This is a genomic window from Brevundimonas sp. AAP58, assembly GCF_001295975.1.
Lineage (GTDB): Bacteria > Pseudomonadota > Alphaproteobacteria > Caulobacterales > Caulobacteraceae > Brevundimonas.
The window spans coordinates 16,086-31,657 of the sequence record NZ_LJHU01000023.1 but is presented as its reverse complement, the minus strand read 5'-3'; the positions used below and the strand labels follow the sequence as shown (position 1 = coordinate 31,657).

Annotated in this window: 13 protein-coding genes and 1 tRNA gene; 7 read left to right on the top strand and 7 right to left on the bottom strand. The window is 67.1% G+C overall.

Going from position 1 to position 15,572, the window contains the following annotated elements; all coding sequences use genetic code 11:
• Positions 1 to 17 precede the first annotated feature (17 nt).
• A complete protein-coding gene (locus IP78_RS04085) occupies positions 18 to 1,451 on the bottom strand; it encodes a sodium-dependent transporter (RefSeq protein WP_054110439.1) in 1,434 nt (477 codons plus the stop codon).
• Positions 1,452 to 1,727: 276 nt separating this feature from the next.
• Here IP78_RS04085 and IP78_RS04080 point away from each other — a divergent pair, with 276 nt between their 5' ends.
• Positions 1,728 to 3,383: an amino acid permease gene (locus IP78_RS04080; RefSeq protein ID WP_054110438.1), complete on the top strand. Its 1,656-nt coding sequence runs from the start codon at positions 1,728 to 1,730 to the stop codon at positions 3,381 to 3,383.
• Between the two features lie 105 nt (positions 3,384 to 3,488).
• Here IP78_RS04080 and IP78_RS04075 read toward each other — a convergent pair.
• A tRNA-Leu gene (locus IP78_RS04075) sits at positions 3,489 to 3,573 on the bottom strand.
• Between the two features lie 109 nt (positions 3,574 to 3,682).
• Here IP78_RS04075 and IP78_RS04070 point away from each other — a divergent pair.
• On the top strand, positions 3,683 to 4,588 hold the full coding sequence (locus IP78_RS04070) for a flagellar motor protein MotB (protein ID WP_054110437.1): 906 nt from the start codon (positions 3,683 to 3,685) through the stop codon (positions 4,586 to 4,588).
• Positions 4,589 to 4,699: 111 nt separating this feature from the next.
• Positions 4,700 to 5,434 (top strand): arginyltransferase, encoded by a 735-nt coding sequence (locus IP78_RS04065; RefSeq protein WP_054110436.1) that lies wholly within the window; start codon positions 4,700 to 4,702, stop codon positions 5,432 to 5,434.
• A 21-nt stretch (positions 5,435 to 5,455) separates the two neighbouring features.
• Here IP78_RS04065 and aroB read toward each other — a convergent pair whose 3' ends face one another.
• Both aroB and IP78_RS04055 read right to left on the bottom strand, forming a co-directional pair.
• The gene (gene aroB, locus IP78_RS04060) at positions 5,456 to 6,559 is read right to left on the bottom strand and encodes a 3-dehydroquinate synthase (protein ID WP_054110435.1); all 1,104 of its coding nucleotides are present in this window, start codon (positions 6,557 to 6,559) and stop codon (positions 5,456 to 5,458) included.
• A complete protein-coding gene (locus IP78_RS04055; protein WP_054110434.1) occupies positions 6,556 to 7,134 on the bottom strand; it encodes a shikimate kinase in 579 nt (192 codons plus the stop codon). The genes aroB and IP78_RS04055 overlap by 4 nt, the downstream gene beginning before the upstream one ends.
• Positions 7,135 to 7,217: 83 nt before the next feature.
• Here IP78_RS04055 and IP78_RS04050 point away from each other — a divergent pair, with 83 nt between their 5' ends.
• The 4 genes from IP78_RS04050 (at position 7,218) to IP78_RS04035 (ending at position 11,516) form a co-directional block, all read left to right on the top strand.
• Positions 7,218 to 8,117: a tyrosine recombinase gene (locus IP78_RS04050; protein WP_054110433.1), complete on the top strand. Its 900-nt coding sequence runs from the start codon at positions 7,218 to 7,220 to the stop codon at positions 8,115 to 8,117.
• An 83-nt stretch (positions 8,118 to 8,200) separates the two neighbouring features.
• Positions 8,201 to 9,151 (top strand): acetyl-CoA carboxylase carboxyltransferase subunit alpha, encoded by a 951-nt coding sequence (locus IP78_RS04045; RefSeq protein WP_054110432.1) that lies wholly within the window; start codon positions 8,201 to 8,203, stop codon positions 9,149 to 9,151.
• Between the two features lie 69 nt (positions 9,152 to 9,220).
• A complete protein-coding gene (locus IP78_RS04040; protein ID WP_054110431.1) occupies positions 9,221 to 10,147 on the top strand; it encodes a helix-turn-helix domain-containing protein in 927 nt (308 codons plus the stop codon).
• Between the two features lie 133 nt (positions 10,148 to 10,280).
• A complete protein-coding gene (locus IP78_RS04035) occupies positions 10,281 to 11,516 on the top strand; it encodes a hypothetical protein (protein ID WP_156320272.1) in 1,236 nt (411 codons plus the stop codon).
• Positions 11,517 to 11,590: 74 nt separating this feature from the next.
• Here IP78_RS04035 and IP78_RS04030 read toward each other — a convergent pair whose 3' ends face one another.
• From IP78_RS04030 to IP78_RS04020, 3 genes are read right to left on the bottom strand one after another with little or no spacing between them, the layout of a single operon-like run.
• Complete coding sequence (locus IP78_RS04030; protein WP_231680914.1) at positions 11,591 to 13,489, bottom strand: ABC transporter ATP-binding protein/permease; 1,899 nt, start codon at positions 13,487 to 13,489, stop codon at positions 11,591 to 11,593.
• Between the two features lie 39 nt (positions 13,490 to 13,528).
• Positions 13,529 to 14,545 carry a low specificity L-threonine aldolase gene (locus IP78_RS04025; RefSeq protein ID WP_054110428.1) on the bottom strand — a complete coding sequence of 339 codons (1,017 nt, stop codon included), beginning with the start codon at positions 14,543 to 14,545 and terminating at the stop codon, positions 13,529 to 13,531.
• A 1-nt stretch (position 14,546) separates the two neighbouring features.
• The gene (locus tag IP78_RS04020) at positions 14,547 to 15,515 is read right to left on the bottom strand and encodes a mechanosensitive ion channel family protein (protein WP_231680913.1); all 969 of its coding nucleotides are present in this window, start codon (positions 15,513 to 15,515) and stop codon (positions 14,547 to 14,549) included.
• Between the last annotated feature and the right edge of the window lie 57 nt (positions 15,516 to 15,572).

The following is a 15,572-nucleotide window of genomic DNA, read 5'->3' as shown; positions in this document are numbered from 1 at the left end:
TGCGGTTCCGCGGTGCCCTAGGCGAGAAGCTGGGGGAACAGTCCGATCACAAGGATGCCCGCGACAGCCAAGGGGCAAATCCAGGCAATCAGGAACCGCCATACGGTGAGCGTTGCGCCCGTCAGCCCGGTCTCGGCATTCACCAGCTTGCGATCCGCGACCCAGCCGATGAAGATCGCCGTGATCAGCCCGGACAGCGGCAGCAACAGCCGCCCCGTCACGCCGTCGATGGCGTCGAACCAGGTGGCATTCTCGAAGCCGGGCACGGTCGCCAGGGGCCGTTGATCCGCCAGCAGGTTGAACGACAGGGCCGAGAGCAGGCCGACAGCAAAGACGAAGACGCCGATACCGACGGCGGTCACCACGCGCGAAACCCCGAACCGCTCCATCACCCAACCGACGGAAATCTCGAGCAGGGAGACCGATGACGTCAGGGCGGCGAAGAAGGCCAGCACGAAGAACAGCAGACCGACGATCGCGCCGCCCGGCATGGAATGAAACGCAGTCGGCAGCGACTGGAACATCAACGTCGGACCCGCATTCGGCTCCATCCCCACGCTGAAGACGATCGGAAAGATCGCGAGACCCGCGATGATCGCCACGGCCGAGTCGGCGAAAGCGATCGTGCCCGACGTCTGGGCCAGATTGGTGTCACGCGAGGCGTAGGCCCCGTAGGCGATCATGGCACCACCACCGAGACTGAGGGAGAAGAAGGCCTGCCCCAGGGCGGAACTGAGGACGCCTGGCTGCAAGGCGCGTTCGAAGTCCGGCGTAAACAGGAACGCGGCGGCGGCGGTAAAATCTCCGATGATGGCCGCATAGACCGTGATGCCGATCAGAAGGAAGAAGAACGCCGGCATCAGCCAGGTGGCCGCGGCCTCGATGCCGCCCTTGACGCCTCGCGCGACAATCCAGACCGTCACCACAACGAAGGCCAGTTGCAGCCCGATCAGCAAGGCGGGATTGGCGAAGAGGGTCGGCATCATCTGCTGGATCTGCTCGACCGACTGGGGACCGTAAGCGCCCCTCAGCGGCTCGCCCGCGCCAACAGCTCCGATCAGATCGGCTGCGCTGGTCCCTATGAAGTAGACGACCCAGCCCGCCACGACACAGTAGAACGTCAGGATCGCGGTGTTGGCGATCAGGCCGATCACGGCCAGCAGGCTCCAGGCCGGACTGGCACCGGACTGACGCGCGAGGTGAGCCGCGCTCGCGATGGTGGATCGCTGGCCATGGCGCCCGATCAGGCTCTCTGCCAGCAGGAGCGGCATTGCGATCAGGACAACGCAGAGGATGTAGAGCAGCACAAAAGCGCCGCCACCATTGTTGCCCGCTTCGGTTGGAAAACGCCAGAGATTGCCCAGCCCGACGGCAGACCCGGTCGCCGCAAGGACGAACGCGGCTTTGGAAGACCACTGCGCCTGTGCTGGGGCCGATGCGTTTCCTGCCATTTATCGCTCCTGAAATGCTGGTACCGAGCCGCTGAAAACAGCCCCGTCGATCTTGAGAGTGTTCCCTGAGCTATAGCGGATCGATGCCTCGACGCCAGCATGCCGTGCTGCCGCTGAGCCAACGCTGCGCTTCCGCAGTCACAGTGCGCGTCACACCTCTGTCGTGAAGACTTCACCCGGATGATACCCGATTGCGGGGCCAAATCCTTGGGACTATGCGTCCGCTCGGGAGGCGGTCCGAGGGGGCTCGCCACGTTTGCACAGGGGCGAGACTTCATGTCCGCAGATGGCCTCAGGCCGCAGGGGAACAGACTGTTCCTCAGAAAATCCGTAGCCCAGATCCAGAAAGAGGCCGCCAAGAGCGAGCTGAAGCGGACCTTGGGCCCCATCAACCTGATGAGTCTGGGCATTGGGGCCATCATCGGGGCCGGCATCTTCGTTCTGACGGGTCAGGTGGCCTCAGCCAACGCCGGTCCCGCGATCATGCTGTCGTTCGTCGTCGCGGGTATCGCCTGCGCCCTGGCCGGTCTGTGTTACGCCGAACTGGCCTCGACCATGCCGGTCTCGGGTTCGGCCTACACCTACGCCTACGGCACCCTGGGCGAAGTCTTTGCCTGGATCATGGGCTGGCTGCTGGTGCTGGAGTATGGCGTCGCCGCCTCGACCGTCGCCGTTGGCTGGTCGGGCTATGTCGTTTCGATCCTGTCGGATTTCGGCATAAGCCAGCAGATATTCCCGGCCATCCAGTATGCCGGCGGCGAAGGCCCGCAGTGGGCGACGCCTCTGGTGCAGCTGGTCCAGGACGCTGGCGCGACCACCTTCCCCATGACCGGCACCTTCAACCTCGTCGCCGCCATCGGCATCGCGGCGGTCTGCGGCCTGCTGGTTCTGGGCGTGTCGGAATCGGCGAACATCAACAACGCGATCGTGGTCATCAAGATCATCGTGCTTCTGACGTTCATCGCGGTCGGGGTGGCCTATGTGAACCCCGCCAACTGGCAGCCCTTCATCCCCGAGAACCAGGGACCGGGCCAGTTCGGCGTGGAAGGCATCTTCCGCGGCGCGGCCATCATCTTCTTCGCCTACGTCGGCTTCGAGGCCGTCTCGACCGCCGCCGCCGAGGCCAAGAACCCCTCCAAGGACGTGCCCATCGGCATCCTGGGGGCCCTGTTCGTCTGCACGCTGATCTACATGGCGGTCGCGGCCGTCATGACCGGCGTGGTGCCCTATCTGGAACTGGCGTCGCCGGCTCCGATCGCCGTGGCCATCGACCGCATGGGTCTGGAATGGGCGGATCTGCCGATCACCCTGGCGGACGGCAGCCCGATGAACCTCATCAGCTTCCTGATCAAGATCGGCGCGATCACCGGCCTGTCCTCGGTCATGCTGGTGCTATGCTATGGCCAGACGCGGGTGTTCTACACCATGGCGCGCGACGGCCTGCTGCCCAAGGCCTTCGCGGTCATCCATCCGAAGTACCGCACGCCCTGGATCGGCACGATCCTGCTCGGGGTCCTGATCGCCATCGCGGCGGCCTTCCTGCCGATCTCGATCCTGGGCGACCTGGTGTCGCTCGGCACGGCGACGGCCTTTTCGATCGTCTGCCTCAGCGTGATCGTGCTGCGGATCCGTCACCCGGAAATGCCGCGTCCTTTCCGCGTGCCGGGCGGCATCCCCACGGCCGTGGCGGGCATCGCAGCGTGCCTGTTCCTCGCCTACAACAACCTGGTTCCGATGTTCCAGCACGCGGCCGAGGACAACCCGCTTCCGCTGATGCTGCTCGGGGGCTACGCCGCCATCGGAGCCCTCCTTTACGCCGCCTACGGCTTCTGGAACTCCAAGCTGGCCAAGGGCATCGACATCACCGAGGAGACGACCATCTCCACGCCAGCCGAGGCCATGGGACGAGGCGTCGATAACCAGAAGGACTGATCCTCCGGATCGTCAGAATAGAAAGGCCCGGGAGCGATCCCGGGCCTTTTCGTTTGAGCCAAGGCAGCGAAAGACCGCCTCGGGAGCGGTAACGCCGCTGGCAGCTGGTGCGGATGAGAGGACTCGAACCTCCACGCCTCGCGGCGCTGGAACCTAAATCCAGTGCGTCTACCAGTTCCGCCACATCCGCGTGGCGGGCGGTCTAGGGGTTGACGCGGGCGCTGGCAACCACGGCGTCCGAAAGGTCGCCTTAACCCTGTTGGCGCAAACGTCGGACATTCGCGTTCGGGGGGCCGTCCATGTCGTCGCTGAGCGATCGTCCGATCCTCATCAAGAAGGTCAAGAAGGTGGTCGGCGGCGGCCATCACGGCGGCGCGTGGAAAGTCGCCTACGCCGACTTCGTCACGGCCATGATGGCCTTCTTCCTCCTGATGTGGCTGATCAACACCACCGACCCTGAGCAGAAGCGCGGCATTGCGGAATACTTCGCGCCTGCCAGCGTCAGCCAGACGACGTCCGGTTCCGGCGGCATCCTGGGCGGCACATCGCTTGGCGAGGACGGGTCCAAGGGGTCGGGCTCCATCAATGTTCTGGAGCAACTGGCCCCAGAAGCACCGCAGGACGCCCCCGAGGAAGCCGGGGTCAACGCCAACCTCGCCGCCGCATCGGAAGAGGAACTGCGCGAGGAGATCGCCGCGCGCGAAGCGGCAGAGTTCGCGTCTGCAGCCGAATCGCTGCGCCAGGCCATGCAGCAGATGCCCGAGCTGGCCGAGCTGTCGCGGCAGTTGATCGTGGACCAGACGCCGGAGGGCCTGCGTATCCAGCTCGTCGACCAGGAAGGCCGCTCGATGTTCGAGCAGAATTCAGCCCGACCCAATGCCCGCGCCCAGGTCCTGTTGAGGGCCATCTCGACAGTCATCAACCGGCTGCCCAACCGTATTTCGATCACTGGACATACCTCGGCCGTGCCGGGTTCGGGTCGGGCGTCGAGCCCGGGCGACTGGCCCCTGTCGGCCCAGCGCGCCGACGCCTCGCGCCAGATCCTGCAAGGCGCGGGCATCGATCCGGACCGGGTCTATTCGGTCGCGGGCAAAGCAGGATCCGACCCTCTGTATCCGGACGACCCCTCGCTGGCCGGTAACCGCCGGATTGCCATCGTCTTGCTGAGGGAAGCGCCGGTCCTGCCAAGAGACACGAGTCTGTGAGGGTCATGCGTCGCGAGAACCGGCTTGCGGCGCGGCGCGGATTGACGCCAAATCATGCCATGACCAAGCGGTGGCCCTACTGGCGACGAGATCGGATGCGGACGTTCTGACGTGACGCAACACGTACCGACACGCCAGCTTCGTTTCTTCATGACGGCGGTCGCCCCCTGCCCCTACCTGTCCGGCATGACCGAGCGGAAGGTATTCGCCAACCTGCCGTTCTCGAACGGGGCTCACGTCAACGACGAACTGACACACGCCGGGTTCCGCCGCAGCCAGAACATCGCCTATCGCCCGGCCTGCGAAGGCTGCGACGCTTGTGTGTCAGTGCGGCTGCCGGTCGAAGCGGTGCGATTGTCACGCACCCAGAAGAAGGTGCTGGCCCGGAACGCTGATCTGTCGCGCGACCTCGTTGAGGCCGAGGCTACGCAGGAGCAGTTCGCCCTTCTGAAGCGCTATCTGTCTCAGCGTCATCCGGGCGGGGGCATGACCGACATGACCTGGCTGGACTACATCGCCATGGTCGAGGACACGGCGGTACGGACTCATCTGATCGAGTATCGCCTGCCGTCTCTGGACGGCGGCCCCGGCGACCTGGTCGCCGTAACCCTCACCGACCTGCTCTCGGACGGCCTGTCGATGGTCTATTCCTTCTTCGACCCGGATATCGAGCGGCGCTCGCTGGGCGTCTTCGCCATTTTGGACCATGTTCGTCAGGCCCAAGCCGTCCGCCTGCCCTTCGTCTACTTGGGCTATTGGGTCGAGGGCTCACCCAAGATGGACTACAAGGCCCAGTTCCGGCCGATTGAGGTTCTGCGCCCCCTGGGCTGGACGCGCATGGACTAGCGTCCGTTGCGGAGGACTGCCTCAGGCCGCCCCCTCCGCCTCAAGGAACGTCAGCACGGTCTCCGGAGCCTCGGCCCTGGAGACGAACGCCTGTCCGACGGCGCGGGCCAGGATCAGCGTCAGACGGCCGGCTTCAGCCTTCTTGTCGCCGACCATGCGCGACAGTAGGGCCTGCGCCGAAAAGGACCCCACCTGTTCCAGCCGCGTCGGCAGGTTAGCGGCTGCGACCACCGTTTGTACCCGCTCGGCATCCTGGATCGAGCACAGTCCCTGCCGGGCAGAGTACCGGAAGGCCATGCAGCAGCCGAGAGCGACCGCCTCGCCGTGCGCCAGAGCCGCTTCCTCGAAGCCAAGCTCCGCCTCGATCGCGTGGCCGAAGGTGTGGCCCAGATTCAGCAGCGCGCGACGTCCGGCCTCCTTCTCGTCCTCGCCAACGATAGCGGACTTGATCTCGACCGAGCGTACCACGGCCCTTTCCAGAGCGGCCGGGTCGCCACGCGCGCCCTCCGCCCCATCGCCGGCCAGCCAATCGAAGAAGGCGGGGTCACAGATCAGGCCGTGCTTCAGCACCTCAGCCCAGCCGGACTTTACCTGCCGCTCTGGCAAGGTGCCCAGCACATCGATGTCGGCCAGCACCAACCGCGGCTGATGGAAGGCTCCGACCAGGTTCTTGCCGCGCGGCGTATCGATCGCCGTCTTGCCACCGACCGAGGAATCCACCTGAGCCAACAGCGTGGTGGGAACCTGCACGAAGTCGATGCCTCGCATGTAGAGCGCCGCGGCCAGTCCGGCCAGGTCGCCGACCACGCCGCCGCCCAGAGCCACGATGACGTCCTTGCGGTCGAGACCCAGCGCCAGAAGCCGGTCCATCAAGCGCTCCAGCTCCGCGAAGGACTTGGACGCTTCCCCCGGCGGCACGGCGATGATCTCGCAGCGGACCCCGGCCGCCTCCAGCGAGGCTTGCACAGCCGCGCCATGCAGTCCCGCCACGATCTCGTCCGTGACAACAGCTGTGCGATGCCGCGCGAAAGGCGCGATCCGTCTGCCGGCCTCCGACAGTAGACCACGACCGACGACCACGTCGTAGGGCGCGAACATGCCGCCTTGGACTGGAATGACCGTCATGCCGCGCCCCCGCCCGCCCAGTGCGCCATGAGCGCCTCAAGGATCGCCTCGACGGCCTGGGCATGGGCGCCAGACCCGACATCGACCGTCACGTCGGCGACCTCTGCGTAGATGGGATAGCGCACCTCGGCCATGGCGCTCAGAGCCGTCAGAGGATCCTTGCCACGCAGCAGGGGCCGGGTGTCGCGTCGTTGCACCCTGGCGGCCACGATGGGTAACTCGGCCCTAAGCCATACGGTCGTCGCTCGCTCCTTCATCAGGTCACGGGTGCCGGAGTTCAGCACCGCTCCCCCGCCCGTTGCCAGCACGATCGGCGGTCCATCCAGCAGCCGGCGCATGACCCGGGCCTCGCCCGCCCGAAACTCTGCCTCGCCCAGTTGGCTGAAGATGTCCGAAACCGTCATGCGCGCCGCAGCCTCGATCGACTCGTCACCGTCGACGAAAGGCAGGTCCATACGCTGGGCAAGCCGCCGTCCCACCGTCGATTTGCCCACGCCCATAAGGCCGACCAGGGCTATGGTGCGACTCGGCCGAGGAATCGTTGGCTCGGCTGATCGAGCGGCAAGGCCGCTCATCGGCGGCCTCCTGTAGGAAGGCAAAAAGGCGACATGTCGGGTTCAATCTCTACACCAAGCGCCACCTCTGGCCAGTATCCGGCATGACCACACCTCAGGTCGAAGCCTTCCTCGAGATGATGGCGGTGGAGCGCGACGCTTCGCCTCACACCCTATCGGCCTATGCGCGCGACCTGGCCGATGCAGAGGCTAGCCTCGAGAAAGGTCTTCTGGGCGCGGACGCGGAGGCCGTGGAGACGTGGTTCGCGGGTCTGTCGACACGAGGCCTGTCGGCCGCCACGGCCGCCCGCCGCCGCTCGGCCGTGCGCCAATTCTATCGCTTCTGCCTCAGTGAGGGCTGGCGAAGCGACGATCCATCCCGCCGTCTGGATGCACCCAAACAGGGCCGCCGCTTGCCCAGGACCTTGTCTCGCGACGAGGTCGAACGTCTGCTGAAGGCCTCTGCGGCGCGCGACGGGGCGGCGGGCCTTCGCCTGATCGCATTGGTCGAGCTGGCCTATGCCTCAGGCCTGCGCGTCTCCGAACTGCTGGCGCTCCGCGTCGAGGCCGTACGGCGCGATCCCGCCTATCTGATCGTAAGGGGCAAGGGCGGCAAGGAACGCCTCGCGCCTCTGAACGCCTCGGCACGGGAGGCTGTGAAGGCCTGGCTGATGGCCCGCGACGCGAAGCGGCCCGAGAAGCAGGCCGACAGCCCCTGGCTATTCCCCTCGACAGGAGCCTCCGGTCATCTCACCCCGCGCCGCTTCGCCCAGTTGCTGGATCAGGCGGCCATCGACGCCGGGATCGACCCGGCGCGGACGAGCCCCCACGTCCTGCGCCATGCCTTTGCTACCCACCTGCTGGAGGGCGGCGCTGACCTGCGGGTCGTGCAGACCCTGCTCGGCCACGCCGACATCGCCACGACCCAGATCTATACCCACGTTGCCACGGACCGTCTCAAGCAGGTCATTGCCGCCCACCATCCGTTGGCGCGGGACGAGTGAGCCCGCTTGCTCCCCGCCGTCCCCGCGACTAGGTTCCGCCGCCTTGTGACCGGGCCGCCTTGCCCGCCCCTTTCGGACGCCTCATGGCCACCCATTACCTCGATTTCGAAAAGCCGATCGCCGATCTCGAAGCCAAGATCGAGGAACTGGGCCTGCTGTCGGCCACTTCCGGCTCATTCGAGGCCGAGATCGATGGCCTGAAGAAGAAAGCCGACCAGCTCCGCAAGAAGACCTACGCTGAGCTCGACCCCTGGAAAAAGACCCAGGTCGCCCGCCACCCACAGCGTCCGCACTTCGTGGACTATCTGGAGGGCCTGTTCACCGACTTCACCGAGTTGCGCGGCGACCGCCAGTTCGGCGATGATCAGGCGATCCTCGGTGGCCTCGCCCGCTTCCGGGGCCAGGCCGTCGTCGTCATGGGCCACGAAAAGGGCCACGACACCGCCACCCGCCTGACCCACAACTTCGGCATGGCCCGACCCGAAGGCTATCGCAAGGCCGTACGCCTGATGGACCTGGCCGACCGCTTCGGCCTGCCGGTGCTGACCTTCGTAGACACCGCCGGCGCCTATCCCGGGCTGGGTGCCGAGGAGCGCGGCCAGGCCGAGGCCATCGCCCGCTCGACCGAGCGCGGCCTTGTGTTGGGCACGCCGATGATCGCGACCGTCACGGGCGAAGGGGGATCGGGCGGGGCCATCGCCCTGGCCGCCGCCAACCGCGTGCTGATGCTGGAGCACTCGATCTATTCGGTGATCTCGCCCGAGGGCGCGGCAGGCATCCTTTGGCGCGATGGCGCGCGCGCCAAGGACGCCGCCATGGCCATGAAAATCACCGGGCCGGACCTGATGACCATGAAGATCGTCGACAGGGTCATCCCAGAACCCATCGGCGGTGCCCACGCCGACCGCGATGCGGCCATCGCAGCCGTCGGGGAGGCGGTATGGGACGAGCTGCAGGCGCTGCTACCCCTGTCGCCCGCCGAGCTACGCAGCCAGCGGTCCGAGCGCTTCTACGCCATTGGCCGATCGCTCTGATCGTCAGGGTTCGGAACCAACTGTAACCTCTGCGGATCGCAAAACGTCTCCCGAACGGGGGATAGATGCGTGCTGGATGATGGCGACACGACTGGGCTGCCGAAGCAGTGGGGGCGCGCCCGCGCCGCGCATCCGTCCTATACGGACTTCTACCGCCGCTCCGGCTATTCGGGTTTCGAGCACGAGGCGCGGTCCGCCGGCTCGCTTGGCGTTCAGTTGCTGCATGTTCTTCAGGATGGCCACGGCCTGACCGACCGCGCCACGCCTGACCTGCTGATCGGCATCCGCCGCCGGGTCGCAAGGGCACCGGCCCGCTACAATCTCGGCGACGGCTGGATCAACATTCCGACCGACCGCCCCCACACCGTGGCGGCACCGCCTCTGACAGACGTCGACTACCAGATCGACGGGCCGAGCGAGCTCATCATCCTTGCAGCACCCGCCCAGCGGCTGGCCTCGGCGATCGAGAGCCCGGCGCTGGTCGAGCGGCTGGCCCCCGTTTACGAGCGCCCGTTTCAGGACCCGATGTTCCCGCTTCTGGCGGGCCGCGCCTGGACGGAGGCCGAACGCGCCGACGGACTGTTCGTCGACAGCGTGGCCCTGGCCCTGCTGTCGGCCCTGCTTTCGGCGGCGGACGCACACCGTTCCGAAGGCATGACGCCGGCCCCTCCGACGGATCTGCGCTTCACCCGGGTCATCGACTTCATCGAGGCCCATCTGCATCAGGAGATCACGCTGACCGATCTCGCAGCAGTGGCCTGCCTCTCACCGTTCCACTTCACCCGCGCCTTTCGAGCTCGCCACGGCGTCAGTCCGGTCCGCTTCGTTCAGCGGCGTCGCATCGAGCGGTCCATGCGGCTGCTGCTCCAGCCCGGCTCGCGCATCGCCGCCGTGGCCCACGCCTGCGGCTTCGCGGATCAGGCCCATTTCACCACCGCCTTCCGCAGAGTGACGGGCTCCACGCCAGGTGCCTGGCGCGCCGCGCGTACCGCCTGACAGCAATCCCAGACAAAGCTCCCGCACCCTGGAAAAAGACGGACCTGCCCCGCCGGGCGACGCTGCCGTGGCTGGCGGCACTCCCGACCAGCAGCATCCACGCCCCACCGGGGCGCACCGAAGGGGCTACACCGTGAAACAAACTGCCATCGTCATGGCTCTGGCCGTTCTGGCCGCAGGGGCCAACTCTCCCGCCGCCGCATCCGAGGCTCCCGCCAACGCAGCCAACGCGCCGCTGGTCCAGGGTAACCGCGCCGCGCTCGCTGAAGCTGATGCGCTTCTGGCCCGCTCGGCACGCGACTATGGCCGGCCGTCCTATTCCCCGGCAACCGCCGTGCGCTTTTCGGAGGACGACAACGTCTTCATGCGAAACGCCCTGGCCGTCGACTTCACCTACGGCGCCGCCACCGTGACCCTGCCGCTGTTCAAGGGCGTCGGGCCGCGCGGCGAGGCCGTCCACTACATCATCACCGAAGCGTCCGACTTCGAGACCGCCAACCGGCTGGGGGTGAACTATTCGCCCAAGCTGCGCCACGCGGCCGGCACGCCGGGCGAGCAGCGGGTGACGATTCAGGACGGCGTCGTGCGCTTCCGGGGCTCGGTCGACTTCTCGCCGACCTACGAGCTGGTGCCAGGCACGCCCTATCCCTTCCCGCCGGCGCGCGCAGTGCCGGGGGCCGTCGCTGACGCCGAGTGGTCCTCCATGGTCGTCATGCCGTCGGGCGTCGTCCTGAACATGCAGATCGTCGGCAACGCCACGGGCCGCCACGACCGCGCCAACGCCCTCGACGAGCGTCGTGGCACGGTCGTGCTTCAGCTGCTGGACGGGTTCCAGGGCGGCGAGCAGTACTACTACCACCTGGTCACCGACGTGTCGGCCGATGTTCCAGCGGTCATCGAACAGGGCGTCTTCGCCCCGCGGATCGGAGGCGTCCCGAGCTTTGGACAATCGACGCCTGACCAACCTTCGGCGTTGTTGGGCTTCGCGCCGGTCGTGAACGGGATTCTCGATCCGGCGACGGGTCAGAACCAGGGCTTCGCCACCTCGATCGCCAACGGCGGCATCGATCCGATCAACGTCTTCCCGCTAGACCCGGACAACGACAATCCGTCTCTGGACAACAACTACAGCCCCATGTGGGACGCCCACGTCGTGGTCTGGACGGATCAGGCCATCGCCGCCAACCGCGTGCGCCGCATCACCTCCATCGAGGACCTCGGCCGTTTGGTCGCGGCTGGCGACGTCGCCACCGCGCCGGTCGCGCCGGAAGGCCCCGGAAACCCCTTCGTCGCCGGCATCCGACCGCTGGGCGTCGTCATCAACTGCCCGACCATCGCCCAGCCCCGGCGCGTTCGCCGCGCCAGCTGACGTCGGGTCAGACCGGCCCCGGGGCGAGCCCACTCCCCCCGCACCCGTCTCGGGGCCGGCGCTTTTTCTAGAGATCAGATGATCACGGCGTCCGCGTTCGCGCGGGCGCCGCGGGTCTGTTTGCGCCAGAGGGCGGCGTACTCCCCGCTAACGCGGGCGACGAGTTCGTGGTGCGCGCCACGCTCGATGATCCGCCCGGCCTTCAAGACCAGGATCTGGTCGGCGTCCGCGATGGTCGACAGGCGGTGGGCGACGACCAGGGTGGTGCGGCCCGCCCGCGCCTTCCGCAGCGTCTTCTGGATGGCGGCCTCGGTGCGGCTGTCCAGCGCGCTGGTAGCTTCGTCCAGGATCAGAATCGAGGGATCGGCCAGCAGAGCACGGGCAATGCCGACCCTCTGACGCTCGCCGCCCGACAGCTTCAGACCGCGCTCTCCGACCTTGGTGCTCATGCCGTCCGGCAGGCTCCGGATGAAGTCGGCCAGTTCTGCCGCCTCCGCCGCCGCCCATACCGCCGCCTCGTCGGCGTCCGGCCGGGCGAAGGCGATGTTGACCCGGATCGAGTCGTTGAACAGGGCCACGTCCTGCGGGACCAGCGCGACGGCCTGACGCAGCGAGGCCTGGGTCACGTCGCGCGCGTCGACCCCCTCGATCAACACCCGACCATTCTGTGGGTCTAGCAAACGCAGCGCCAGCTTCACGATGGTCGACTTGCCCGAGCCGGAGGGGCCGACGAGGGCTGTGGTCGTGCCCGGCGGCACGATGAACGATACGTCTTCCAGCCCGCTGGAGCGCGCGTCGTGACGGTAAGACACCTCCTGGAACGCCAGGGAGGCACCGCCGCGATCCGGCGACCGGGGCAGAGGCGGCGCGTTCGGCGCATCGGCGACCAGAGGCTGTTGCCGCGTGACTTTCAGCATCTCCTCCATGTCGATGAAGGACTGGCGGATTTCCCGATAGGCGAAGCCGAGGATGTTGAGCGGCGCGTAAAGCGAAATCAGGATCAGGACGGCCGCCGTCACATCGCCGGGACCCATGCGACCCGCTGCGGCCTCATAACCGGCCATCACCGCCATAACGCCAAGGCCGACGTTCATGATCAGCGCCTGGACCGCGTTCAGCAGGGCGAGCGAGCTGTTGGCCTTGAGCGCCGCCACCCCGTAGACGCCCAGTGCCCGGTCGTAGCTTTCGGCCGCGCGGCTCTCAGCCCCGAAAGATTTGACCGTCTCATAGTTCAGCAGGGCATCGACCGCCTGGCCGGCGGCTTCGGTATCGGCGGTGTTCATCGTGCGCCGATGTTCGATCCGCCAGTTGGAGATGGCGAAGGTGAAGACGGCGTAGACCACCACCACCACCACCGCGACGGCCGCGAAACGCCAGTCATAAGCCGCGCCCAGAACGCCCGCCGCGAGGATCAACTCCAGGCCCGTAGGCACCAGGTTGAAGGCGAGAATGCGCAACAGGAAGTCGACCGCGCGCGCGCCTCGATCCACCGTCCGCGACAGGGCCCCAGACCGCTTGGTCTGGTGGAAATCCAGAGAGAGATTCAGCGCGTGGGCGAAGGTCTCGGCGGCCGCTCGTCGTTGCGCCGCCTGACGCACCGGGGCAAAGACCACGTCCGACAGCTGTGGCGCGGCTGTCGACAGGAACCGCACGACCGCCCAGCCGACTGCGAACCCGGCAAAGCCCAATCCGACCGCGACGCCGGTTGGCTGATCGGCCGCCAGATGATTGACCGCAGCCCCCAACACCAGCGGCGCCAGCACGCCGAGCGCCTTGCCCGCGATGGTCAGAAGCACAGCAAAGGTCAGGCGGAGCTTGAGCTGCGGTGCCTGCGACCGTCCAACCAGTCGGCCCAGGTCCATGAGCGCAGGAATGGTCTTGGGATCGACCGGCGGTTCGGCGACGGTTCCCGCCGCCTGCGCCTTCGCCTCCATCGATCCGCCTCGTCTGCCCGCCCGTTCGCCTCTCGCCATGTCCCGCATATGGCCCGCGTCCCCCCGATGCGAAAGGCGTCAGTTCAGACCGGCGACCGCGTCCAGGAGTTCGTCCACGGCCGCCTCCTCCGTCGCCCAGGAGCAGACAAAGCGCACCGAGCCGTCATCGAAGCGATAGCAGGCCCAGCCGGCGGCGTTCAGCGCCTGATGCGCCTTGGCCGGCATGCGCACGAACACCGCATTGGCCTCGACCGGGTGGGCCAGGACGAATGGTGTCCGGGTGGCGATGCCTTGGGCCAGCCGTTGGGCCATCAGATTGGCGTGGGCAGCCCCGCCCTCCCAGTCGCCGCTCTCCAGCATGCCGAGCAGGGGCGCGGCGAGGTAGCGGGCCTTTGACGCCTGCTGCCCGGCCTGCTTCAGCCGGTTGTCGATGCGCCGGGCCAGAGATTTGTCGAACATGACCAAGGCCTCGGTGCACAGCCCCCCGGCCTTGGCACCGCCGAACACCAGGACATCGACGCCCAGTCGGGGAATCTGCGTCAGGTCGAAACCCCCCGCCGCCGCGTTGGCCAGCCGCGCCCCGTCCAGATGGACGCCATATCCCCTAGTCTTTACCGGCTCGATGAGATGGCGCAGCTCCTCCTCGGTGTAGACCGTACCGTATTCGGTGGACTGGGTCAGGCTGAGCGCGGCGGGCGGCTGGCGGTGGCCGACCTCAGGCTCTTCCAGCGCGGCGAGCAGGGCCTTCGGGTCGATCTTGCCGGAAAAGCCCGGCAGGCCGATCAGGCCGATGCCCTGGCCGAAGAAGCCCGGCGCACCCGTCTCGTCGGTGCAGACATGGGCGGCGTGGTGGGCCAGCACCGCCTCGTGCGGCCAGGCCAGCATTGAGAGCGCGATGGCGTTGGCCGCCGTGCCGGAAAAGACGAAACGAATTTCGGCGTCGGCATCCAGTCTCTGGCGGATCTGGTCGGCGGCGCGGGCGGTGATCTCATCGGCACCGTAGGCGCGCGCATAGCCGGCGTTGGCGTCGATCAGAGCCTGGAGCGCGGCGGGCGCCATGCCTGCGGTGTTGTCGGAACCGAAGTCGTAGCGCATCTCAGCTCTCGCTATCGTCAGGATCGCGGCCCGGCCCGAAGCCGGCACTGCGGGGATCGGCCCGGCCTCTGCGCAGGCCCACGCCCTCTCCAGATATGGGCATCACCAGGTCGTCGTCGCCATAGGGGACAGCGACCTGGTGGGGGAATGGAATCTCGATATCGGCGGCATTGAGCGCCTCTTTTGCGGCCTGGAAGACATCGGCCCTGGCCTGCCAATAGGCGTCCGAGGTGACCCAGGCGGTCAGGGTGATCTCGATGGCGCTGTCCAGCATGTTGGTCACCCCGGCCCAAGGCGCGGGATCGGGCATCACGGCCTCCTGGGCCGCCGCCGCCCTGGTCAGGACCTCGCGCGCCTTGGTCAGGTCCGAGCCGTAGCCCACGCCGATCTTGAGCTCGATCCTGCGCGTGCCCTGACCGGACAGGTTCAAGATGAAGTCGCCGAACACCTTGCCGTTGGGGCACATGATCTTGACGTTGTTCACGTCGGACAGCTGGGTGAAGAACAGGTCCAGCCGCTGCACCCGCCCGACGTTGCCGCCGATGTTCACCAGATCGCCCACCCGATAGGGCCGCAGGATCAGCAGCATGACGCCCGCCGCGACGTTCGACAGCGTCCCCTGGAGCGCCAGGCCGACCGCCAGCGACGCCGCGCCCAGAACCGCGATGATCGACGTGGTCTGCACGCCCAGACGCTGGAGCACGGCGATGAAGCCGATCAGATAGACAAGGACCCGAACCACCTGAACGGCGAAGCTGAGGACCGTCGGGTCATGGCGGAAGCCTCGGACCCGGCTGAGGCCCTTTCGGGTGGCCGACGACGCCCAGCGCGCCGCGAAAACGGTCACGACGAGGATGATCGCCGCGATCGAGATGTTGATCGCGAAATCCCCCGCGATTTGGGTCAGCTTGGCGATCATGGCCGTGTCGAGTGCGACGGCCTGCTCGCTTGTCGATACGAGCGCGGCCAATGCGGAATCCGGTGAAGTCATTCAGGCGGTCTAGCGCCGGATGCCCGGAATGGAACC

Bases quoted from the DNA above. Each gene is read 5' to 3' on its own strand.
- IP78_RS04045 (WP_054110432.1), top strand. From the start codon at position 8,201: ATGGCCACCCATTACCTCGATTTCGAAAAGCCGATCGCCGATCTCGAA.
- IP78_RS04025 (WP_054110428.1), bottom strand. From the start codon at position 14,545: ATGCGCTACGACTTCGGTTCCGACAACACCGCAGGCATGGCGCCCGCC.
- IP78_RS04030 (WP_231680914.1), bottom strand. From the start codon at position 13,489: ATGGCGAGAGGCGAACGGGCGGGCAGACGAGGCGGATCGATGGAGGCG.
- aroB (WP_054110435.1), bottom strand. From the start codon at position 6,559: ATGACGGTCATTCCAGTCCAAGGCGGCATGTTCGCGCCCTACGACGTG.
- IP78_RS04050 (WP_054110433.1), top strand. From the start codon at position 7,218: ATGACCACACCTCAGGTCGAAGCCTTCCTCGAGATGATGGCGGTGGAG.
- IP78_RS04080 (WP_054110438.1), top strand. From the start codon at position 1,728: ATGTCCGCAGATGGCCTCAGGCCGCAGGGGAACAGACTGTTCCTCAGA.
- IP78_RS04070 (WP_054110437.1), top strand. From the start codon at position 3,683: ATGTCGTCGCTGAGCGATCGTCCGATCCTCATCAAGAAGGTCAAGAAG.
- IP78_RS04055 (WP_054110434.1), bottom strand. From the start codon at position 7,134: ATGAGCGGCCTTGCCGCTCGATCAGCCGAGCCAACGATTCCTCGGCCG.
- IP78_RS04085 (WP_054110439.1), bottom strand. From the start codon at position 1,451: ATGGCAGGAAACGCATCGGCCCCAGCACAGGCGCAGTGGTCTTCCAAA.